The following is a 20,578-nucleotide window of genomic DNA, read 5'->3' as shown; positions in this document are numbered from 1 at the left end:
TCGGAAGGAGCCCGACATCACCAGCGAACTCCCGCGTCTCGCGGCGGTGACCCGGCCGCACCGGGGGCCCGGCATGGCCGGTCCCTCCGTGGCGCCGTACCCGCAGGGGGGCCTCGGGCGGAACCCCAACCTGCCGCCCGGCGAGCGGCTGCGGGTTCTGCTGGTCGAGGACGACGAGGGCGACGCCTTCCTGGTGAGTGAGCTGCTCGCCGAGACCAACTCGATGATCGACCTGCTGGTCGCCACCAGCCTCAGCGAGGCCCGGCAGCGGGTGGCCGGCGTCGACTGCGTGCTGCTCGACCTCGGGCTGCCCGACGCCCAGGGCCTGGACGGCCTGCGCAAGGTGCTGGAGATGGCCAGCGGCGCGGCGGTCTGCGTGCTGACCGGCCGCTCCGACGAGCACCTGGGCATCGTCGCGGTCGCCGAGGGCGCCCAGGACTACCTGGTCAAGGGGCAGGTCGACGGCGTCCTGCTGACCCGCGCGCTGCGCTACGCGGTGGAACGCAAGCGGGCCGACGAGAACGCCCGGCGGCTGCGCGAGGTCGAGCTGCGCCAGGCCGAGTCCGCCCGCCTGGAGCGCGGCCTGCTGCCCCAGCCGCTGATGAGCACCGACGAGGTGTCGGTGCACACCTTCTACCGTCCCGGCCGGCACGCCGCCCTGATCGGCGGGGACTTCTTCGACGTCGTGCAGACCCGGCCCGACCGGGTCGACCTGATCGTCGGCGACGTCTGCGGGCACGGTGTGGACGAGGCCGCGCTCGGCGTCGAGCTGCGGGTCGCCTGGCGGGCGCTGATCCTGGCCGGGGTCGCCGACGACGACGTGCTGCCCGCCCTGGAACAGGTGCTGATGAGCGAGCGCCGCCTTCAGGAGATCTTCGCCACCGTCGCCACGGTCCGGCTGGACCTGGCCGGCAATCGGGCCACCGTCCGGCTGGCCGGGCACCCGCCGCCGCTGCTGCTCTCCGGGGGCAAGGTCGCGCCGGTCCCGGCGCGTGGTGGCCTGCTCCTCGGGGTACGACCTCGCCGACCCGTAGCGTTCGACCTGGAGTTCGACACCGATGACTGGTCCCTGTTGATGTACACCGACGGCCTGATCGAGGGACGGGTGGGCGACGGCGACGACCGGTTGGACGTGCCGGGGCTGGTTGGCCTGCTGGAGGAGCCGGCCAACCAGGCGGTGCCGCTGGCCGAGCTGCCGGCCTGGCTGGTCGGCCGGGCCGAGCAGATCAACGGTGGTCCGCTCGCCGACGACGTCGCCATGCTGCTGGTCACCCGCGGCGGTGGCCGGTGAACTCGTACCGCCCCGGGTGGACGCTGCGCCGCCGGGTGAGCCTGCTGCTCACCGTGGTCGTGGTGCTGCTGCTCGGGCTCGCCGCGGCCGAGGCCGCGCTGGCCACCAAGACCCGGCAGAACATGGACGCGGTGCTGGTGAAGACCGGCCCGCTGCGGGTGCAGGGCCAGGAACTGCTCAACGCCCTGCTCGACCAGGAGACCGCCGTCCGGGGGTACGCGGTCAGCGCCGACCGCGCCGACCTCGCCCCGTACGACAGCGGCCTGCAGCAGGAGCGGGACACCGTCAGCAAGATGAAGGCGCTGATCGGTGACTATCCGGACATCCAGCGGGCGTTGGCCGTGGTGGAGCAGCAGGCGGCCGACTGGCGCAGCGCCGTCGCCCAGCCGGTGATCACCACGACCGACCGGGACGGCACGGCGGCCGGCCAGGCGCTCATCACCGACCAGGCACGGCAGCAGTTCGACCAGATCCGCGCCTCGGCCGGCGTGCTCCAGGCCGAGATCCTCGACGAGCGGCAGCGCACGGCGGACAAGGTCTACCAGAGCAGCAACATCCTGGTGGTCCTGCTCATCGTCGCGGCGGTGGTGGTGGCGGTGGCCGGCTCGGTGCTGCTGCTGTCGCTGGACCGCATGGTGATCAAGCCGCTGACCGGGCTGGCCGAGCAGGTACGGGAGGTCGCCGAGGGCGACTACCAGCACCGCATCGCCGGATCCGGCCCACCGGAGTTCCAACAGCTCGCCGGCGACGTGGACGCGATGCGGCAGAAGATCGCCCGGGAACTCGCCGAGGTGCGCGAGGCGCGCGAGAGCATCGAGTGGGTCAACAGCCAGCTGCAGAAGCAGGCCGAGGAACTGACCCGCTCCAACCGCGACCTGGAGCAGTTCGCGTACGTGGCCTCGCACGACCTCCAGGAGCCGCTGCGCAAGGTGGCGAGCTTCTGCCAGCTGCTCCAGCGCCGCTACGCCGGCCAGCTCGACGAGCGCGCCGACCAGTACATCGCCTTCGCGGTCGACGGCGCGCAGCGGATGCAGCGCCTGATCAACGACCTGCTGGCCTTCTCCCGGATCGGCCGGCTCACCACCGGCTTCACCGAGGTCGACCTCGACAAGGTGATGGGCGACGTGGCCGGGCAGACCGAGGCCGCCCGCCAGTACGCCGACGCCGAGCTGACCTGGGACGAGATGCCGGTGATCCGCGGCGAGGAACCGCTGCTGACCAACCTGCTGGCCAACCTCGTCAGCAACTCGATCAAGTTCCGCCGCCCGGACGTCACGCCGAAGGTGCACGTCTCCGCCCGGCTCGTCGACGACGAGTGGGAGATCACCTGCCAGGACAACGGCATCGGGATCGAGCCGGAGTTCGCCGACAAGATCTTCGTGATCTTCCAGCGGCTGCACGCCAAGGACGCGTACCCCGGCACCGGTATCGGCCTGGCGATCGTCAAGAAGATCGTGGAGTACCACGGTGGCCGGGTCTGGGTGGACACCGACACCGACGAGGGCACCGCGATCCGCTTCACCCTGCCGGCGCTGCCCGAGGACGTCGAGGCGGCCCGGGCGGCGGCGGAGGCCGAGGCGGTCACCGGCGAGGAGCCGGCGGGTGACGACCTGGCCTCGATGGTCGAGATGGACGCCGACGGTGAGCCGGAGACCTCCGCGCCGACCGTGGGCCGGCAGCCGGACGGCCCGGCGGGCGCAGACGCGCCCGAGGCGGCGCCGGAGCACGGTACAACGGGTGGCATGAAGGAGACGGTGAGATGACCGCGCCAGCGGACGGCAAGAGCCCGATCGAGGTCCTGCTGGTCGAGGACGACCCGGGTGACGTGTTGATGACCCAGGAGGCGTTCGAGGAGCACAAGCTGCGCAACCGGCTCACCGTCGTCTCCGACGGCGCCGAGGCGCTGGCCTACCTGCGCCGCGAGGGCCCGTACGGCGACGCGGTGACGCCGGACCTGATCCTGCTCGACCTGAACCTGCCCCGCCGGGACGGCCGCGAGGTGCTGGAGGAGATCAAGGAGGACGAGCAGCTCCGCCGCATCCCCGTCGTGGTGCTCACCACCTCCCAGGCCGACGAGGACATCCTGCGCAGCTACCAGCTGCACGCCAACGCCTACGTGACCAAGCCGGTCGACTTCGAGCGCTTCATCTCGGTGGTCCGGCAGATCGACGAGTTCTTCGTCAGCGTGGTCAAGCTCCCGCCGCGTGGCTGACCGGCTGCGGGACGACGTCGGCGAGCTGCTGCGGGAGACCGCCGCCGAGGTCGTGCTGCCCCTGTTCCGCCGGCTGGACGACGCCGACGTCGCCGAGAAGGCCCCCGGTGACCTGGTCACGGTGGCCGACCGGCGGGCGGAGGAGAAGATCTCCGCCGCGCTGCGCCGGCTGCGGCCCGGTTCGGTCGTCGTCGGCGAGGAGGCGGTCGCCGACGATCCGTCCCTGCTGCGCCACCTGCGCGGCGACGGCGACGTCTGGGTGGTCGACCCGGTCGACGGCACCGGCAACTTCGCCGCCGGCCGACGCCCGTTCGCGCTGATGGTCGCGTTGCTCACCGACGGCGAGCCGGCGGCCGCCTGGGTGCTCGACCCGCTCGCGGAGACGCTGGCGGTGGCCGTCGCCGGGGAGGGCACCCTGCTCGACGGCCGGCCGGTGCGCACCGCCGATGGCGTACCGCCGTTCGGCGCGTTGCGCGGCACCGCGATGACCCGGTTCCTGCCGCCGGAGACCCGGCGGACCGCCGAGGCGGGCGGGGCGCGGATCGGCGAACTGCTCGTCGGGCAGCACTGCGCCGGGCGGGAGTACCTCGACATGCTCACCGGCGACCAGCAGTTCGTGCTCTTCTGGCGGACCCTGCCGTGGGACCACGCCCCCGGGGCGCTGCTGGTGCGGGAAGCCGGCGGGGTGGCCCGCCGGTTCGACGGCGCCGAGTACCACCCGGCCGACGACGACAAGGGGCTGCTGGTCGCGGCCGACGAGCGGACCTGGCACGAGGTCCGCGACGCCCTCCTCGGCGGCTGACCCGACCCCTCCGCCGCCGCGCGTTGCGGCGTGTCGGCGTGTCAGGGCGGCTGGATGCCGCGACACGCCGCAATCGGAGTCGATCACGCCGGCGCGGACGAGGCCGGCCGGGTGTCGCGGCGCTGCGCGACCACGCCGGGACGCTGCGTCGACGATCTATGCCCTCGGCGGTCGCGGGCCTGGTCAACCGGCCTGGGTCCGGTATCGTGTCCGGCGGTCGTCGCCCGCAGGCCCGTCCTTTCGGAGCCCGGCGGGGCCGCCGCCGCGCCGCCGTCCCCCTGGCGGCCGAGGAAGGACACTGTCGTGCCGAGGACCAGCCTCACCAGGCCGGCCGCCCGCCGGCCGCTGATCGTGCTGCTCGCCGTCGTGGCACTGCTGCTCGGCGCCGGCGTCACGCCGGCCGCCGCAGAGCCGAACGAGGGTGGCACCACCAAGCTCCGTGAGGCGTTGGAGGCCGCCGCCAAGGGCCACATCGAGGCCAAGGCGAAGCTGGACAACTCCAAGCGCCGCCAGGCCGCCCTGACCGGCGAGCTGAGGACGGTCGAGGGGCGGCTGGTCGGGCTGAACGCCCAGGTCGGCGAGGTCGCCGCGCAGTCGTACCGGCTGGGTCGGTTGAGCACCGCCTCGGCGCTGCTCAACAGCGCCAGCCCGCAGGCGCTGCTGCAACGCGCCGCCGAGCTGGACGTGATGGGCCAGCGGGACGCCAAGCGGCTGCGCGAGCTGACCGAGGCCAAGCAGGCCGCCGCGCAGGCCAAGGCGGCCATCGACAACGAGGTGCGCGAGCAGCAGAAGCAGCTCGCCGCGCTGGCCAAGCGGAAGCGGGACGCCGAGCGGGCGCTCGCCACGGTCAGCTCCGGCACGAGTTCCGGCTTCAACGGCAGCTCGCGGTCGGCGAGTCCGGCGCCGCGCAACTCGGACGGGTCCTGGCCGTCGGAGTCCTGCTCGGCCAACGACCCGACCACCGACGGCTGCATCACCCCGCGCACCCTGCACGCCCTGCGGCAGGCCCAGGCCGCCGGCTACAAGCGGTACGTCTCCTGCTTCCGCAGCGGCGGCGGCGGTGAGCACCCGAAGGGGCGGGCCTGCGACTTCGCCGCCGCCACCGGCGGGTTCGAGGACCGCACGGCCACCGGCGGGGACAAGGCGTACGGCGACAGCCTGGCCAACTACTTCAAGAACAACGCCAGCCGGCTCGGCGTGCTCTACGTGATCTGGTACCGGCAGATCTGGATGCCGAACACGGGTTGGCGGTCGTACAGCGGCTCCGGCAGCCCGGCCGCCGACCACACAAACCATGTTCATCTTTCGATGTACTGACCAGGAGCGCCAGCAACGCTGCGTACCATCGCGACGGTGAGCAGCTCATCGTCCGACGTCGTGGTCAACCCGGCTTCCGCCGACCCGGCCACCGCCCGCGCGCTGCCCAACGGGCTCGCCGCGTTCCTGGTCTTCCTCTCCAGCGGGGCCGTGCTGGTGCTGGAGACGGTCTCGCTCCGCCTGGTCGGCCCGTACGTCGGGGTGACCCTCCAGGTCACCAGCTCGGTGATCGGCATCGCGCTGGCCGCCATCGCGTACGGGGCGTGGACGGGCGGTTGGCTGGCCGACCGGCGGGACCCGCGCGGCCTGCTGGCCCCGGCGCTGGTGCTGGCCGGCATCGCCACGGCGGTCACCCTGCCGGTGGTCCGGTACGCCGGTGAGGTGCTGCGCGGCGGCGCGGCCAGCGCCATCCTGCTGCTCACCGCGCTCGCGGTCTTCGTCCCGGCGGCCCTGCTCGCGGCGGTCACCCCGCTGGTGGTGAAGCTCCAACTGGCCGACCTGCGCCGCACCGGGCAGGTGGTCGGGCGGCTCTCCGGCATCGGCACGCTGGGCGGCATCACCGCCACCCTGGTCACCGGCTTCGTGCTGGTGGCGGCGCTGCCCAGCACGGTCATCCTGATCGCGCTGGCGGTGCTGCTCGGGGTCACCGGCCTCGCGCTCGGGTTCCACCTGCGCCGGCAGGAGGGCGGCGGGTTGCCCGGCGCGGCCCGGACCAAGGCCACCCTCGCGGTGCTCGGACTGCTCGGGGCGGGGCTCAGCGCGGTCGCCCCGAACCCGTGCGACGTGGAGACGGCGTACCACTGTGCGCGGGTGGCCGACGACCCGTCCCGCGCCAGTGGGCGGGTGCTCTACCTCAACTCCGCCGAGCACTCGTACGTGGACCTGGCCGACCCCACCCACCTGGAGTACGCGTACACGCGGTGGATCGGCGCGGCGGCGGACGTGGTCGCGCCGGCGGGGCGGCGGCTGGACGCGCTGCACCTGGGCGGGGGCGGCTTCACCATGCCGCGCTACCTGAGCGCCACCCGCCCCGGCACCGACAACGTGGTCTTCGAGATCGACGGTGAGCTGGTCGAGCTGGACCGGCGGCTGCTGGGCGTACGGCCGGGGCCGGGGCTGCGCGCGGTGGTGGGCGACGCCCGGATGCTGGTCGGCGGCGAGCCCACCGACAGCCGCGACTTCGTGGTCGGGGACGCCTTCGGCCACCTGGTGGTGCCCTGGCACCTGGCGACCCGGGAGATGGCCGCCGAGGTCCGCCGGGTGCTCCGGCCCGGCGGGATGTACGTGCAGAACGTCATCGACTATCCGCCGGGCCGCTTCATCCGCAGCGAGCTGGCTACGGTCGCCGCCGAGTTCCGGCACGTCGCGCTGGTCGCCCCGGCCGCCGCGATCGCCGGTCAGCAGGGTTCCAACTTCCTCATCGTCGCCTCGGACGCGCCGCTGCCGGTGGACGCGCTCACCCAGCGGCTGGGCCGCCTCGACACGGTGCCGGACCTGCTGGCCGGTGGGGAGCTGGCCGCCTTCGTCGACGACGCGCTGGTCCTGACCGACGACTACGCGCCGGTGGACCAACTGCTCGCGACAGCCTGATCGGGTGAATCCGCTGACCGATTACGACCAGCGAGGTGTAGCGGGATCGTTCCCGGGCAACACGTCCGACCATGGGTGGTGGAATCCGGAACGGCGCGCAGCTGCTGGGTGAGCGGTACCGGTTGATAGAGCAGCTCGGCGCGGGCGGCATGTCAGTGGTGTGGCGTGGCTACGACGAGGTACTGGGTCGACAGGTCGCGGTGAAGGTGCTCGCCTCCCGGCTGGCCAGCGACAAGGCCTTCCGGCACCGGATCCGGGTCGAGGCCCAGGCCGCCGCGCGGCTCTGCCACCCCAACATCACCAACGTGTACGACTACGGCGAGTCCGAGCAGGTCGGCCTGACCGTGCCGTACGTCGTGATGGAGCTGGTCGACGGCGCCCCGCTGACCGTGCGGCTCGGCCGGGACGGGAAGTTGGCCTGGCGGGAGGCGGTCACCATCGCCGCCGAGGTCACCTCGGCGCTGGCCACCGCGCACGCCCGGGGCGTGGTCCACCGGGACGTCACCCCCGGCAACGTCATGCTGACCCCGAACGGGGTGAAGGTCGTCGACTTCGGCATCTCCGCCCTGGTGGGGGAGAGCGAGAAGGGCCCGGACGGCGCCCTGCTGGGCACCCCCGCCTACCTGGCGCCGGAGCGGCTGGACAACGGCCAGGTCTCGCCGGCCACCGACGTGTACGCCGTCGGGCTGCTGCTCTACCGGATGCTGACCGGCCGGCTGCCGTGGGAGGCCAGCACCACCACCGAAATGCTGCGGGCGCACATGTACAACGACCCGGAGCCGATGCCGGAGGTGCCGGGACTGCCCGCCGAGGTGGCCGAGCTGGCGCACCGCTGCCTGGCCAAGCGGCCGGAGGACCGGCCGACCACCGCCGAGCTGGCCCGTACCCTGGCCGAGGCGGCCGGGATGATCGCGGCCGTGCCGGTCTCCCCGGCGCCCGGCACGCTCGACCCGGCGCTGCTGGCCAGCGCCGGCACCACGATCCTGCCCTGGTCGGCCGACACCGACGCGCTGCCCTTCTCCGGTCGGACCCGCAGCCGCCGGGCGACGACCCGGCGGCGTCGGGTGGAGGCGGGGGTGGCCGCCGCCGGCCTGGTCGCGGTGACCGCGGCGATGTGGGGGATGACCTCGAAGACCCCGGCCAGCGGTGGCGTCGACCAGCCCGCCGAGGCGCGGATGGGCCTGGAGCAGCCGAGCCCCTGCGAGGTCGAGTACGCGCTGCGCAGCGACTCCGGCAAGGACTTCGCCGCTCAGCTCACCCTCACCAACACCGGTACCCGCGAGCTGCGGGACTGGACGATGAGCTTCGCCTTCCCCGGCCAGCAGACGCTCACCGCCCCCGGCCCGACGGTGCGGCAGGAGGGTCGGACGGTCCGGGTGGGTCCGGCCGCCGGTCGGGAGTCGTTGGCGCCCGGGGCCTCCGAGAAGATCGCGCTGTCCGGCCAGTACGCCGGCGGCAACCCGCTGCCGCTGGAGTTCAAGATCGGCGAGAACAGCTGCGGCGTACGGGTCTCCGGGGTGGCCGGGGCGATGCCGACCCCGACGGCGCCGCCGCCGAAGGCGCCGCCGCCGAAGGCGACGACGAAGAAGCCGCCGGCGAAGACCACGGTCAAGTCCTCGGGCAGCGGTGGGTCGGGCACGTCGAAGGCGAGGTCCGGCACCTCCGGCAAGGGCAAGGGGTCGGGTGACAGCAAGGGAAAAGGCGGCCGGTAGCGGCGACGAAGGGGGGCAAAAGCAAGGGGAAGTGACCGGTCAGCCGAGGTTGGCGAACTGCTGCACCTGAGCGATCGTGCCCTCGACGATCAGCACGGTGTCCTTGCTGATCCGGGTGTCCGGGGTGGCGTACCGGAAGCGTTCCCCGGGGAGCTTCGTGCCCACCACCAGCACGCCGTAGCGCTCGGGGGTCAGGTCGCGCAGCGACCGGCCGACCAGGGACGGCGGCACCGGCACCTTGGCGATGGCGAAGTCGTCGCCGAACTCGATGAAGTCGAGCATCCGGCTGACGATCAGGTGCGCCACCCGTTCCCCGGTCTCCGCCTCCGGGAAGATCACGTGGTGGGCGCCGACCGAGGCGAGGATCCTCGCGTGCTTGTCCGAGGTGGCCCGGGCCCAGATCTGCGGCACGCCGACCTCGGTCAGCGCCACGACGGTGAGCACGCTCGCCTCCAGCGACACGCCGATCGCGACCACCACCCGCCCGAAGTCGGCCAGGCCCAGCTGACGCAGCGCGTCCTCCTCGGTCGCGTCCGCCTGCACCACCCGTTCCAGGTACGGCGCCCAGCGCTGGACCTGTTCGGAGTCCCGGTCGACGGCGAGCACCTCGTGGCCCAGCCGGGTCAGCGCGCCGGCCAGGTGGCAGCCGAACCGGCCCAGCCCGATCACCGCGATGTCGCCGTCGCTCGTTCCCTTAGCCGACAATGGGTTGCTCCTTCGGGTAGCTGTACAGCCGGCGCCGGGTGTTCAACGCGATCGCCGAGCCGAGCGTGAGTGGCCCGACCCGGCCGATGTACATCAGGACGGTCAGCAGGTACTGGCCCTGCTCGGGCAGGTTCGGGGTGAGCCCCACCGACAGGCCGGTGGTGCTGAAGGCCGAGGTCACCTCGAAGAGCGACTCGTTGAACCGGACCCCTTCGGTGATCAGGATCAGCCCGACCGTGCCGATGACCACCAGCGCGACGCTGAGCAGCGCCACGGTGAGCGCCTGCCGCTGGCTCGACCCGACCACCCGCCGCCGGCCCACCACGACATCGGGCTCGCCGCGTACCTCCGCCCAGATCACGAATGCGAGCAGGAAGAACGTGGAGACCTTGATGCCGCCGGCGGTGCTGGCGCTGCCACCGCCAATGAACATGAGGGCGATGAGCAGGGGATAGCTCTCCTCGCTCAGCCACTCGACGTTGATCACGTCGAAGCCGCCGGTGCGGCTGAGGGCGATCTGCGTGAACGCGGCGAGCACCTTGCCGGGCGCGTCGTACGTGCCGATGGTGCGGGGGTTGCCCCACTCGGCGAGCAGCAGGGCGAGGAAGCCGCCCGCCACCAGCACCACGCTGCCCCAGATGGTCAGCTTGGTGGCGACCGCCCAGCGGGCGGGGCAGCGCCAGCGCCGGGCCGCCTCGAACAGGGCGGGGAAACCGAGACCACCGATGATCGCGCCGATTCCCAGCGGCAGCGCGACCCAGGGGTCCCGGGAGAAGGCGAGCAGACCGTCGGAGTAGAGCGTGAACCCGCCGTTGTTGAAGGCCTGGATCGAATGGAAGGTGCCGGACCAGAGCGCCCGGCTGGGCGAGTAGCCGTAGGTCAGCCAGAGCCGCCCGCTGACGACCAGGGTCATCAGCGCCTCGGTGACCACCACCGTGGTGGCGATGCGCGCCAGCAGCCAGCCGACGTCGCCGACGCCGTACTCGGCCGTCTCGGCCGCCACCAGCAGCCGGTTACGCAGCCCGAGCTGCCGGGACACCGCGAGGCTGACCAGGGCCGCGCCGGTGAGGATGCCCAGGCCGCCGATCTGGGTGAGCACGGTGATCATCGCCAGCCCGAACGCGTTCCAGTAGTTCGGGGTGTCGTTGACGGCCATGCCGGTGACCGACACGGCGGAGGTCGCGGTGAACAGTGCCGTGACCAGCGGCGTGTAGCGCTCTTCGCTGGTCGCCCAGGGCAGCATCAGCAGGCCGGTGCCGATCGCGATCGCCACCAGGAAGCCGAACGGCACCAGCCGGACGGGGTGACGAAGGAACCGGCGCACCAGACAATCTTCCGGTTCCGGGCATCTTCGGGTCGGTGAATGGCGTATCCCGCAGGGTTCACCGGCCGGTCAGCCGCCGACCAACTGGCGGTCAGCCCGGACCGGTCTGCTGGGCGGCGACCAATCGACGACAGGAGACGGCGTTGCGACGTACCCTTTCCGCCCTCGGCCTGGCCGCCGCCCTGCTCGCGGTGGCCGTCGCCGTCCCCGGCTCGGCGTCGGCCCGTGAGGACGACGCCGACCGCGCGGACCAGGCCGGCCGGGACCGGGCCAGCCACCGCCCCATCGTGATCGCCCACCGCGGCGCGAGCGGCTACCGCCCCGAGCACACCCTGGAGGCCTACCGGCTGGCGATCCGGATGGGCGCCGACTACATCGAACCGGACCTGGTCTCGACGAAGGACGGCGTGCTGGTCGCCCGGCACGAGAACGAGATCTCGGGTACGACCGACGTGTCGGCCCGGCCGGAGTTCGCCGGACGCAAGGCCGTCAAGACCATCGACGGGGTCGCCGTCACCGGCTGGTTCACCGAGGACTTCACCCTCGCCGAGCTGAAGACCCTGCGCGCCAAGGAGCGGCTGCCGCAGGTGCGGGTGGCGAACACCGCCTTCGACGGCCGGTTCGAGGTGCCGACGTTCCAGGAGGTCATCGACCTGGCCCGCACCGAGAGTCGAAACCGGGGCCGCACCGTCGGCGTCTACCCGGAGACCAAGCACCCCAGCTACTTCGCCGCCATCGGGCTGCCGCTGGAGGAGCCGCTGGTCGCGGTTTTGCGGAAGAACGGGCTGACCCACCGGAACGACCCGGTCTTCGTCCAGTCCTTCGAGACCGCCAACCTGCGCAAGCTGGCCGCGATGATCGACGTGCCGCTGGTGCAGCTGCTGGACGCCGCCGGCCGCCCGTACGACTTCGCCGCCGCCGGTGACGCCCGCACCTACGCCGACCTGGCCACTCCGGCGGGGCTGGCGTGGATCGCCGACTACGCCGACGGTGTCGGCCTGAACAAGAACCTGATCGTGCCCCGCGACGCCACCGGCAAGCTGCGCGCGCCGACCACTGTCGTCCGGGACGCGCACCGCGAGCGCCTGGTGGTGCACGCCTGGACCTTCCGCGCCGAGAACCAGTTCCTCCCGGCCGACTTCCGGATCGGCGCCGACCCGAACGCCCGCGGCGACATCACCGCCGAGTACGAGCTCTTCTACGGCCTCGGCCTGGACGGCGTCTTCGCCGACCAGCCCGACACCGCGGTCGCCGCCCGCGCCGGCCTCGCCGAGCGCTGACCGAAGCTCGCTTGCCCCACCCCGACCGCCGCGCCACCGCGAGCCGCGCCCACCGGCCCGGCTCGCGGTGGCGAAGGTTCCCCGTCGGGTACGCGGAAAGGGGTGTCCGGTCCGGCCGGGCGCCCCCTTCTCGTCGGCGGCGGTACGCAGCCGAGTGGGGCCGGGCGCTCCGAGCGGGGCCTGTTGACCTGGGCCGAGCCGCAGCCGCTGCCGGGAGTGGGGTGGTGTCATGCGGCCCTTTAGAGCTGATGACGTAAACGAATCAGCCCTGTCCGGGTGGGTGCCGCGACGGGCGGAGATTGCGCTGCCCGTCGGAAGTAGTGGTGCCACTCGGCCGCAACGGGCCACTACCAGGAGGATGAGCCCGCTCTTGCGGGATGGCGCACGGCTGCCAATCGGCTGAGTCGTTTACGACATCAGCTCGAAAGGCTCAGAACTCCTACTGCGCCGGGCGCTCCGCGACGTAAGTGCCACGGCCGGGCTGACCGATGATCAGTTCACGGTCGTGCAGCAGTGAGAGGGCGCGGTACACGGTGCCGGTGCTGACGTCGTAGATCTTGGCAAGTTCGCTGGTAGACGGGAGCTTGTCGCCCGGCTTCAGTTCGCCGCTCTTGATCTTGCCGGCGATCTCGTCGACTATGCGCCGGAATGATGGCTGTGCAGTGGGCATGGTGAGGACTCCGGTTGGTTCGGCAGGTCCGATCATGCCTGACTTGAGTAACTGCAATAAGTAGAGCTGACGTAACCGTGTGGGTCCGCCTTCCAGTGCGACGGCCCGCGATGACGCGATGACGCGACGACCGGAAGGTGGCTCATGCGCAACGTGCTCTCCCTGTTCCGCCGCGCCCCACGGCGCCAACCGCACCGTCCGCCGAACGCCGGCTGGTACCGCTCGGCGTCGTGCCGGCCGCTGACCGCGGGACAGATCCGCGAGCAGCAGTTCCATCAGGTACGACGCGGACTCGACCCGGTCGAGGTGCACGCGTTCCTCCATCGGGTCGCCGCTGAGCTGGCCAACGCTCGGCGCGACCTGGCGCTGACCACCGAGGAGAACGTCCGGATCAAGCGGGCGTTGCGGAGCTGGCAGGCCCGATTCACCCCGGGCGCGCGGTGGTGAGTCCGGCGCGGTTCGTCGTACACCTGCCGGTGGTTGCCGCCGACCTGCCCGCCGCGCTGCGCCTCGCCCGTGCGATCACCCGGGCGCTCGGCTTCCTGCCCGAAGTGGACGGCGGTGGCACCACCGTGTCGGCCGAGGACGCGCAGGGCGTACGCCACTGGGTCTTCTGCGACCGGTTGCTCGACGGCGGCCGGCGCTGCCCCCGCCCGGCCGACCACGACGGCGCCTGCAACGCGCCACTCCGGCCGACTGGTGAGTGGAACACCATGGGTGCCGAACGACCGCGGTGACACCCGTGGTGTTCCACCGGTGGGCCGTGGCGGCCATGGTGGGGAGGAGTGGACGGCGCGAGTGGCGGCGAACGCGGCGAGCGACAGCGGAGGGCGGGCGGAATGAGAAACGGCCGGAGATGCCGGGGGCGATGGCGGGACGCGACACAGGGGCGGGCCGGGTGGTGGCGGTACAAGCCACCGCGAAGCGGGATGTAACCTTCACCCGCCCGGCGATTGTTACGGCCGGCCACCCCGTCCGTATCACTTGTGTGCCGGGGCCACATAGCCCGTGGGTGACGTCACTTCTAGCGTGAGCCGACAACATGCTTCCTGTCCTCACCTGGAGTCGCGATGACGGTCCGGCACACGCGGCGGGCGTTCCTCTCCGCCGCCACGATGATGGCCGCGGCGCTCGCCGCCACGGCCTGCGGCAGCCCGCAGGACACCGCCTCGGGTGGCGGTGACTCCGCCGCCCCGGTCAAGGTCGGCCTGGTGTACTCCCAGTCGGGTGCGCTGGCCAGCTACGGCAAGCAGTACATCGAGGGGTTCAAGGCCGGCCTCGACCACGCCACCAAGGGCACCGGCAAGGTCGGTGACCGCACGATCGAGCTCACCGAGGTCGACGACGCCGGCGACCCGGCCAAGGCGGTCTCCGCCGCCAAGGACCTGATCGGCAAGGGCACGAAGATCATTGCCGGCTCGACCGCGTCCGGCGTCGCGCTCCAGGTCGCCCCGATCGCCGCCCAGAACAAGGTGCTGTTCATCTCCGGCCCGGCCGCCACCGACGCGATCACCGGCGCGAACAAGTACACGTTCCGCTCCGGCCGGCAGTCGTACCAGGACGTGGTGACGGCCAAGTCGTTCATCGGTGACCCGGCCGGCAAGAAGGTCGTCGTCTTCGCGCAGGACGGCGCCTTCGGCGACGCCAACGAGGCCGCCGTGAAGGCCGTCATCGGCGTGGCCGGGGCCAGCGTCAGCAGCGTCCGCGCCCCCGCCAGCGCCACCGAGTTCACCCCGTTCGCCAGCCAGATCAAGGCCGCCAAGCCGGACCTGCTCTTCGTCGCCTGGGCCGGCACCACCGCCCCGGCGATGTGGCAGACCCTCGACCAGCAGGGCGTGCTGAGCTCGACCACGGTCGTCACCGGCCTGGACATCCGCGCCTCCTGGCCGACCTTCGGCGCCGCCGGCAGCAAGATCTCCTTCCTGTCGCACTACTTCGACGGGGCCAGCGACACCGAGGCCGCGAAGGCCGCCAAGGCGAAGATCCCCGGCGGGACCATCGACCTGTTCCACCCGGACGGCTTCGCCGCCGCGCAGATGGTCGTCCGCGCCGTGCAGGAGGGGGGCGACGACGTCGAGAAGATGGTCAAGGCCCTCGAAGGCTGGACGTTCGACGGGGTGAAGGGGTCGATGACCATCCGCGCCGACGACCACGCCCTGCTCCAGCCGATGTACCAGGCCAAGCTCTCCGGCAGCGGCACCGCGTTCACCGCCGCCGCCCAGAAGAGCCTGACCGGTGACGAGACCGCGCCGCCGGTCACCCAGATGAAGGGCTGAACCGTGCTCGCCACCCGCGGTCTGACCTGGCGGATCGGAGAGGTCGCCATCGTCGACAGCGTCTACCTCGACCTGGCGCCCGGGGAGTTCCTGGGCGTGATCGGGCCGAACGGCGCCGGCAAGACCTCCCTGTTCAACCTGATCACCGGCCTGCGCCGGCCCACCGAGGGTCGGATCCTGCTGGACGGGGAGGACATCACCGCCCTCCCCCCGCACCGGCGGGCCCGCCTCGGGCTGGGACGCACCTTCCAGGCGTCCTCGGTCTTCGGCTCGCTCACCGTCCGGGAGAACGTCCGGCTCGCGGTGCAGGCGTACCGCGGGGGCTCGATGAAGCTGTGGCGGCGGGCGGCGGCCGACCGGGAGGTGGCCGCCGCCGCCGACGCGGCGCTCGACCGCGTCGGCCTGCAGCACCGGGGTACGGCGCTCGCCGGCACCCTCGCCCACGGCGAGAAGCGCAAGCTGGAGATCGCCCTGCTGCTCGCCGGGGAGCCCCGGGTGATGCTGCTGGACGAGCCGATGGCCGGCGTCAGCGCCGAGGACGTGCCCGAGCTGGTCGCGGTGATCAAGTCGCTGACCGGCGACAGCGGCCGGGCGGTGCTGATGGTCGAACACCACATGGACGTGATCCTGGAACTCGCCGACCGGATCGCAGTGATGCACCACGGCGCGCTGCTGGCCTGCGACACCCCGGACACGGTGATGGCCAACGCCACCGTCCAGGAGGCGTACCTGGGGGAGTCACTGTGAGCGCGAGGAGTGAGCCGGGTTTGCGAGCCCCGCAGTCGCGAACGGAGGCGGCACAGTGAGCGAACCGGTTCTCAGTGTGGAGGACCTGTCCGTGCGGATCGCCGGGCTGCACATCCTCCAGGGCGTGTCGTTCACGGTCGCGCCGACCGGCGTGACCGTGCTGCTCGGGCGCAACGGCGTCGGCAAGACCACCACGCTGCGCGCGATCGTCGGCCTGACGCCGCGCAACGGCGAGGTCCGGGGCGCCATCCGGATGGGCGCGCAGAGCCTGCTTGCCCGCCCCACCCACCGGCTGGTCCGCGGCGGGCTGGGCTACGTGCCGGAGGACCGCTGCGTCTTCGCCGGCCTCACCGTCGCGGAGAACCTGCGGCTGGCCGAGCGGCGGGGCACCACCCCCGCGTACGACAAGGTCTTCGCGCTCTTCCCCGAGCTGGACCGGCGCGGACGGCAACGGGCCGGCTCGCTCTCCGGCGGGCAGCAGCAGATGCTCGCCATCGGCCGGGTGCTGCTCAACGACAACCGGCTGCTGCTGGTCGACGAGCCGACCAAGGGGTTGGCGCCGAAGGTGGTGACCGAGGTGGCCGAGGTGCTGGAACGGGTGGCCGAGTCCGTGCCGGTGCTGCTGGTCGAGCAGAACCTGGCCGTGGTCCGGCGGCTGGCCCGCGACGCGGTGGTGCTCGCCGCCGGCAAGGTGGCCTGGGCCGGCAACGCCCAGGAACTGCTGCTGGAGACCGGACTGACCAAGTCGCTGCTCGGGGTCGGCTCGGCGGAGGTGCACTCGTGACCACGGTGATCCTGCTGGCGCTGACCGGGCTCGGCCTGGCGGCGCTCTACTTCCTGGTCGCCTCCGGGCTCTCCCTGGTCTTCGGCCTGGCCGACGTGCTCAACTTCGCGCACGGGCTCTTCCTCGGCGTCGGCGCGTACGCGACCTGGTGGGCCGCGGGCAACCTGCCCGGCGCCGGCTCCGACGGGTTCGGCTTCGTGGTGGCCGTCGCCTTCGGGGTGCTCGCCGGTGCCCTCGTCGCGGTGCTGGTGGAGCTGGTGCTGATCCGGCCGCTCTACTCGCGGACCATCGAGCAGGTGCTGGTCACCGTCGGCCTGTCGCTGGCCGGGGTGGCGCTGCTCCAGGCGACCTGGGGCGCCGACGCGCGCCCGTTCCCGCGCCCCGAGTGGACCCGTCAGGTGACCTCGATCCTCGGCGCGAACGTGCCCAACGGCGGGCTGCTGCTGATCGTCGCCGCGGTGCTGGTGCTCGGCGCGCTGCTCGCCTTCCTCCGCTGGACCCGCTACGGCCTGGTGATCCGGGCCGGGGTGGAGAACCGGGAGATGGTGACCGCGCTCGGCATCGACGTCCGCAAGGCGTTCACGCTGGTCTTCGCGATCGGCGGGGCCGCCGCCGCGCTGGCCGGCGCGCTCGGCAGCGTCTACTTCGGCACCGTCTCGCCCGGTCAGGGCGGCTCGCTGCTGATCTTCGCGTTCATCGTGGTGGTGATCGGCGGGATGGGCTCGGTGGTCGGGTCCGCGTACGCCGCGGTCGCGGTGGGGCTGCTGCAACAGTTCGTCAACTACTACGGCGAGTCCGGACTGGGCGACATCTGCGTGGTCGGGCTGCTCGCCGTGGTGCTGCTGCTGCGTCCGCAGGGCTTCGCCGGAAAGGTGGCAACGGCATGACCGAGGTCAAGAGTCCCGAGGTCCCGGCTCCGCCCGCGGCGGTGCCCGACGAGCTGACTCCGGGACGCCGTCGCTGGCACGGCGTACGGCCGTGGCTGCCGCTGGCGGCGCTGGCGGTGGCGGCGATCCTGCCGTACTCGACGGTCAGCCTGCCGGGGATCTTCGAGGGGCCGCTGAACTCGCCGGGCACCCTGCAACTGCTCGCCGTCTGCCTGGTCTTCGGCGGGCTGGCGGCCGGGTACGACCTGCTGTTCGGCCGTACCGGGATGCTCTCGTTCGGGCACGCGCTCTACTTCGCCGCCGGCGTGTACGGCACGGACATCCTCATCACCCGGGCCGGCCTGCCGCTGTGGCAGGCGGCGCTGCTCGCCGTCACCGGGGCGACGACCCTGGCCGCGCTGCTCGGCGCGGTCGCGCTGCGCACCGTCGGGATCGCCTTCGCCATGGTGACGCTCGCCTTCGCCCAGGTCGGCGCGATCCTGGTGGCCCGGGACTTCGGCGGGTGGACCGGTGGTGAGGAGGGGCTGCCGCTGGACGTGTCCGGGCTGCCGCCGGCCCTGGTCGGGGTGACCAACACGGTCAACCTGTACTGGCTGGCGCTGGCGTACCTGGCGGTGGTGGTCCTGGTGGTGCACCGGGTCTCCGGCTCGCCCACCGGGCGGGTGCTGGCCGGGCTGCGCGACGACGAGCGGCGGATCGGGGTGCTCGGGCTCGACCCGTACCGGTTCAAGCTGGTGGCGTTCACCCTGGCCGGCGGCCTCGCCGCGAGCGGCGGGGTGGTCTACTGCCTGATCGTCGGCGGCGCCTCGCCGCACATCACCTCGTCGGAGCTGACCCTGTCGCTGCTGGTGATGGTGGTGCTCGGCGGCCCCGGCACCCGCTGGGGTCCGGTGCTCGGCGGCATCCTCTACATGTACCTGGACCACCGCCTCACCGCCTTCGGCACCAGCGACGCCGTGGAGAGCCTCCCGGCCGTCCTCAGCCGCCCGCTGAGCCAGCCGCTGTTCGTCCTGGGCACCGTCTTCATCCTGGCCGTCTACTTCTTCCCCGGCGGCCTGGCCAGCCTCACCTCCCGCCTGACCCCTCTCCGCACCGCCCTAACCCCCCGCCGCCCCCACTAACCCCACCCCCGCTCGACCCCGCTTCGATCCCGTTGATCATGAAGTTATTGCCGCGACGCGCCGTACGCGGTGGCGATAACTTCATGATCGACGTGGTTCTGCCAGGAGACGGTAGGGAACGGTGGGGGAGGCGGCGATGGGGGAGCGGTTGGCCGTGGTGAGCGGCGGAGGGACGGGGATCGGGCGGGCGGTGGCGGCAGGGTTGGCCGCCGACGGGCTCGACGTGCTGGTGGTGGGGCGGCGGGCGGCGGTGCTGGCCGCGGCGGCGGAGCGGATCTCGGCGGAGTGCGGGCGGGCCGGCGCGGTACGCGCCGTCGTCGCCGACCTGACCGACCCGGAGCAGGCGAACCTCGTCGTCGAGGCGGTGGGGGAGCGGGCGGTCGACGTGCTGGTCAACAACGCCGGGGGCTACCTCGGCGGGGACACCGGCACGCTGGCCGGGGTGGCGGCGCACTGGCGCGCCAACTTCGACGCCAACGTGCTCACCGCCGTGCTGCTGACCGAGGCACTGCGACCGGCGCTGCGCCGCCCCGGCGGTCGGGTGATCCTGCTCAGCTCGATCGCCGCCCAGCGCGGCGGCGGCGGGGCGTACTCGGCCGCGAAGGCGGCGCTGCACGGCTGGGCGTACGACCTGGCCACCCAGCTCGGCCCGGAACAGGTCACGGTCAACGTGGTCAGCCCCGGCTACGTCGCCGACACCGAGTTCTTCGGCGACCGGATGACCCCCGAGGGGCACGCCAAGCGGGTCGCGGCCACCCTGGTCGGGCGGGCCGGCGAGCCGGACGACGTCGCCGCGGCGGTCCGCTACCTGGCCGGAACCTCGGCCGGGTACGTCACCGGTCAGGTGCTCGGGGTCAACGGCGGGTCCGTGCTCGGCCGCTGACGGTGGACGACCGGGTGTCGCGGCCCCCCGTGCGGCCGCGACACCCGGTCGCTTCGTCGTCGATCAACCCATGAGCATCTCGTACGCCAGCTTCGGCGCCGGCTGCGCGGCGTTGCCGCTGGGCGCGGCGAGCTTCGGCGCCGAGCCGTAGTCGACGTACTTCACGACGTACGCCCAGGCCTTCGCCTTGCCGGCGGCCGGCACGTCCAGGGTGAGCGAGGCGAGGTTGCCGTCGGGGCCGACGACGGCCGTGAAGGGCACCTGCCGGGCCGCTTCGCCGAGCGCCGCCACCTCCTCCTCACCCACCGCCTCGGCCGCCTCGCTTCTGGTCAGGTCGACGACCCCGGCGTACGTCCGGTCGCTCTTCTCCTCCACCGTGGTGGCGGCCTCGATGATCGGCCCGGCGTTGCCGATGTCCACCCCCTCGTACGTCGGGGTGGTATCCGGATCGGTCAGCCGGGCCCGGTCCAACTCCATCCAGCGGTTCGGCAGCTTGGGCAGCCCGGTGAGCCCCTCGGTGCCGGTGAACTTCACCTTCATCCAGATCCGCTCCTGGAGCACCAGGAACGACATCCGGGTGGTGAAGCCGTGCTCCGGGTCCTTCATTGCGGCGGTGAGGTCGATGCCCTTCGCCTCCGGGTCCACCACGCCCGACAGGTCCGAGGTGGCGTCCTTACCGCTGAACCGGAACGGGCCCTCCGTCCCGTCCGGGACGGCATCGAGGAGTGCCTCCTTCGGGCTGGTGCGGGGCTCGGCGGCCGGTTCGCTCTTCGGCCCGCAACCCCCGAGCAAAGTGGTCGCGGCCAGCATGGCGGTGACCGTGCCGACCGCTCGTCGGATCATGCCGGCGCTGCCAGGTGCCTGTGTCATCGCACGTCTCTTTCTCGCTGCGTGGCTTCTGCCAGGGACGATGTTGCGGGCCGCCACGGCGGTTCGGCTGCCGTTATGCTGCCGTCCGGCTGCCGTGCACTGCCGTC

At 72.5% G+C, this 20,578-nt stretch carries 20 protein-coding genes; 16 read left to right on the top strand and 4 right to left on the bottom strand.

Translation table 11 applies throughout. From position 1 onward, the window contains the following. The first annotated feature begins 73 nt into the window (after positions 1-73). From M2302_RS06585 to M2302_RS06555, 7 genes are all read left to right on the top strand, one after another. Complete coding sequence (locus M2302_RS06585) at positions 74-1,291, top strand: fused response regulator/phosphatase (protein WP_280837035.1); 1,218 nt, start codon at positions 74-76, stop codon at positions 1,289-1,291. Further along, positions 1,288-3,054, top strand: a complete 1,767-nt coding sequence (locus tag M2302_RS06580; protein WP_280837034.1) for a sensor histidine kinase — start codon at positions 1,288-1,290, stop codon at positions 3,052-3,054. Before M2302_RS06585 ends, M2302_RS06580 begins: the two co-directional genes overlap by 4 nt. Next, positions 3,051-3,503: a response regulator gene (locus M2302_RS06575; protein WP_154941744.1), complete on the top strand. Its 453-nt coding sequence runs from the start codon at positions 3,051-3,053 to the stop codon at positions 3,501-3,503. Before M2302_RS06580 ends, M2302_RS06575 begins: the two co-directional genes overlap by 4 nt. Further along, positions 3,496-4,305 carry an inositol monophosphatase family protein gene (locus tag M2302_RS06570; RefSeq protein ID WP_280837033.1) on the top strand — a complete coding sequence of 270 codons (810 nt, stop codon included), beginning with the start codon at positions 3,496-3,498 and terminating at the stop codon, positions 4,303-4,305. Before M2302_RS06575 ends, M2302_RS06570 begins: the two co-directional genes overlap by 8 nt. A gap of 303 nt (positions 4,306-4,608) precedes the next feature. Next, positions 4,609-5,622: a hypothetical protein gene (locus M2302_RS06565; protein ID WP_280837032.1), complete on the top strand. Its 1,014-nt coding sequence runs from the start codon at positions 4,609-4,611 to the stop codon at positions 5,620-5,622. Between the two features lie 36 nt (positions 5,623-5,658). Next, positions 5,659-7,212 (top strand): fused MFS/spermidine synthase, encoded by a 1,554-nt coding sequence (locus M2302_RS06560; protein ID WP_280837031.1) that lies wholly within the window; start codon positions 5,659-5,661, stop codon positions 7,210-7,212. 71 nt (positions 7,213-7,283) lie between these two features. Continuing rightward, complete coding sequence (locus tag M2302_RS06555; protein WP_280837030.1) at positions 7,284-8,924, top strand: serine/threonine-protein kinase; 1,641 nt, start codon at positions 7,284-7,286, stop codon at positions 8,922-8,924. A 39-nt stretch (positions 8,925-8,963) separates the two neighbouring features. On the opposite strand, the gene M2302_RS06550 is transcribed toward M2302_RS06555, so the two are convergent. After that, positions 8,964-9,629 (bottom strand): TrkA family potassium uptake protein, encoded by a 666-nt coding sequence (locus tag M2302_RS06550; RefSeq protein ID WP_280837029.1) that lies wholly within the window; start codon positions 9,627-9,629, stop codon positions 8,964-8,966. Continuing rightward, on the bottom strand, positions 9,619-10,953 hold the full coding sequence (locus tag M2302_RS06545; RefSeq protein WP_280837028.1) for a potassium transporter TrkG: 1,335 nt from the start codon (positions 10,951-10,953) through the stop codon (positions 9,619-9,621). Before M2302_RS06545 ends, M2302_RS06550 begins: the two co-directional genes overlap by 11 nt. Positions 10,954-11,096: 143 nt before the next feature. Between M2302_RS06545 and M2302_RS06540 the strand changes: the two genes are divergently transcribed. Next, positions 11,097-12,233: a glycerophosphodiester phosphodiesterase gene (locus tag M2302_RS06540; protein ID WP_280837027.1), complete on the top strand. Its 1,137-nt coding sequence runs from the start codon at positions 11,097-11,099 to the stop codon at positions 12,231-12,233. 439 nt (positions 12,234-12,672) lie between these two features. On the opposite strand, the gene M2302_RS06535 is transcribed toward M2302_RS06540, so the two are convergent. Continuing rightward, a complete protein-coding gene (locus M2302_RS06535; RefSeq protein ID WP_088960178.1) occupies positions 12,673-12,903 on the bottom strand; it encodes a GntR family transcriptional regulator in 231 nt (76 codons plus the stop codon). A gap of 144 nt (positions 12,904-13,047) precedes the next feature. On the opposite strand from M2302_RS06535, the gene M2302_RS06530 reads away from it, so the two are divergent. The 8 genes from M2302_RS06530 to M2302_RS06495 all read left to right on the top strand — a co-directional run bounded on the left by M2302_RS06530 (position 13,048) and on the right by M2302_RS06495 (position 19,601). After that, complete coding sequence (locus tag M2302_RS06530) at positions 13,048-13,350, top strand: DivIVA domain-containing protein (protein ID WP_280837026.1); 303 nt, start codon at positions 13,048-13,050, stop codon at positions 13,348-13,350. After that, a complete protein-coding gene (locus M2302_RS06525; protein ID WP_280837025.1) occupies positions 13,347-13,640 on the top strand; it encodes a hypothetical protein in 294 nt (97 codons plus the stop codon). The genes M2302_RS06530 and M2302_RS06525 overlap by 4 nt, the downstream gene beginning before the upstream one ends. A 333-nt stretch (positions 13,641-13,973) precedes the next feature. Beyond that, positions 13,974-15,179: a substrate-binding domain-containing protein gene (locus tag M2302_RS06520; RefSeq protein ID WP_280837024.1), complete on the top strand. Its 1,206-nt coding sequence runs from the start codon at positions 13,974-13,976 to the stop codon at positions 15,177-15,179. A 3-nt stretch (positions 15,180-15,182) separates the two neighbouring features. Further along, a complete protein-coding gene (locus tag M2302_RS06515) occupies positions 15,183-15,926 on the top strand; it encodes an ABC transporter ATP-binding protein (protein ID WP_280837023.1) in 744 nt (247 codons plus the stop codon). Between the two features lie 55 nt (positions 15,927-15,981). Beyond that, the gene (locus M2302_RS06510) at positions 15,982-16,710 is read left to right on the top strand and encodes an ABC transporter ATP-binding protein (protein WP_280837022.1); all 729 of its coding nucleotides are present in this window, start codon (positions 15,982-15,984) and stop codon (positions 16,708-16,710) included. Next, on the top strand, positions 16,707-17,597 hold the full coding sequence (locus M2302_RS06505; RefSeq protein WP_154941755.1) for a branched-chain amino acid ABC transporter permease: 891 nt from the start codon (positions 16,707-16,709) through the stop codon (positions 17,595-17,597). Before M2302_RS06510 ends, M2302_RS06505 begins: the two co-directional genes overlap by 4 nt. Further along, positions 17,594-18,718 (top strand): branched-chain amino acid ABC transporter permease, encoded by a 1,125-nt coding sequence (locus tag M2302_RS06500; protein WP_280837021.1) that lies wholly within the window; start codon positions 17,594-17,596, stop codon positions 18,716-18,718. The genes M2302_RS06505 and M2302_RS06500 overlap by 4 nt, the downstream gene beginning before the upstream one ends. A 136-nt stretch (positions 18,719-18,854) precedes the next feature. Beyond that, positions 18,855-19,601 carry an SDR family oxidoreductase gene (locus tag M2302_RS06495; RefSeq protein WP_280837020.1) on the top strand — a complete coding sequence of 249 codons (747 nt, stop codon included), beginning with the start codon at positions 18,855-18,857 and terminating at the stop codon, positions 19,599-19,601. 63 nt (positions 19,602-19,664) lie between these two features. On the opposite strand, the gene M2302_RS06490 is transcribed toward M2302_RS06495, so the two are convergent. Further along, complete coding sequence (locus M2302_RS06490; RefSeq protein WP_280837019.1) at positions 19,665-20,471, bottom strand: hypothetical protein; 807 nt, start codon at positions 20,469-20,471, stop codon at positions 19,665-19,667. Between the last annotated feature and the right edge of the window lie 107 nt (positions 20,472-20,578).

The sequence above is a fragment of the Micromonospora sp. A200 genome (assembly GCF_029893845.1).
Lineage (GTDB): Bacteria > Actinomycetota > Actinomycetes > Mycobacteriales > Micromonosporaceae > Micromonospora > Micromonospora purpureochromogenes.
Note: the sequence above shows the minus strand (reverse complement) of the source record. Positions and strands in the feature narration are given on the sequence as shown.

Bases quoted from the DNA above. Each gene is read 5' to 3' on its own strand.
- M2302_RS06585 (WP_280837035.1), top strand. From the start codon at position 74: ATGGCCGGTCCCTCCGTGGCGCCGTACCCGCAGGGGGGCCTCGGGCGG.
- M2302_RS06575 (WP_154941744.1), top strand. From the start codon at position 3,051: ATGACCGCGCCAGCGGACGGCAAGAGCCCGATCGAGGTCCTGCTGGTC.
- M2302_RS06555 (WP_280837030.1), top strand. From the start codon at position 7,284: ATGGGTGGTGGAATCCGGAACGGCGCGCAGCTGCTGGGTGAGCGGTAC.
- M2302_RS06535 (WP_088960178.1), bottom strand. From the start codon at position 12,903: ATGCCCACTGCACAGCCATCATTCCGGCGCATAGTCGACGAGATCGCC.
- M2302_RS06530 (WP_280837026.1), top strand. From the start codon at position 13,048: ATGCGCAACGTGCTCTCCCTGTTCCGCCGCGCCCCACGGCGCCAACCG.
- M2302_RS06520 (WP_280837024.1), top strand. From the start codon at position 13,974: ATGACGGTCCGGCACACGCGGCGGGCGTTCCTCTCCGCCGCCACGATG.
- M2302_RS06500 (WP_280837021.1), top strand. From the start codon at position 17,594: ATGACCGAGGTCAAGAGTCCCGAGGTCCCGGCTCCGCCCGCGGCGGTG.
- M2302_RS06495 (WP_280837020.1), top strand. From the start codon at position 18,855: ATGGGGGAGCGGTTGGCCGTGGTGAGCGGCGGAGGGACGGGGATCGGG.
- M2302_RS06490 (WP_280837019.1), bottom strand. From the start codon at position 20,471: ATGACACAGGCACCTGGCAGCGCCGGCATGATCCGACGAGCGGTCGGC.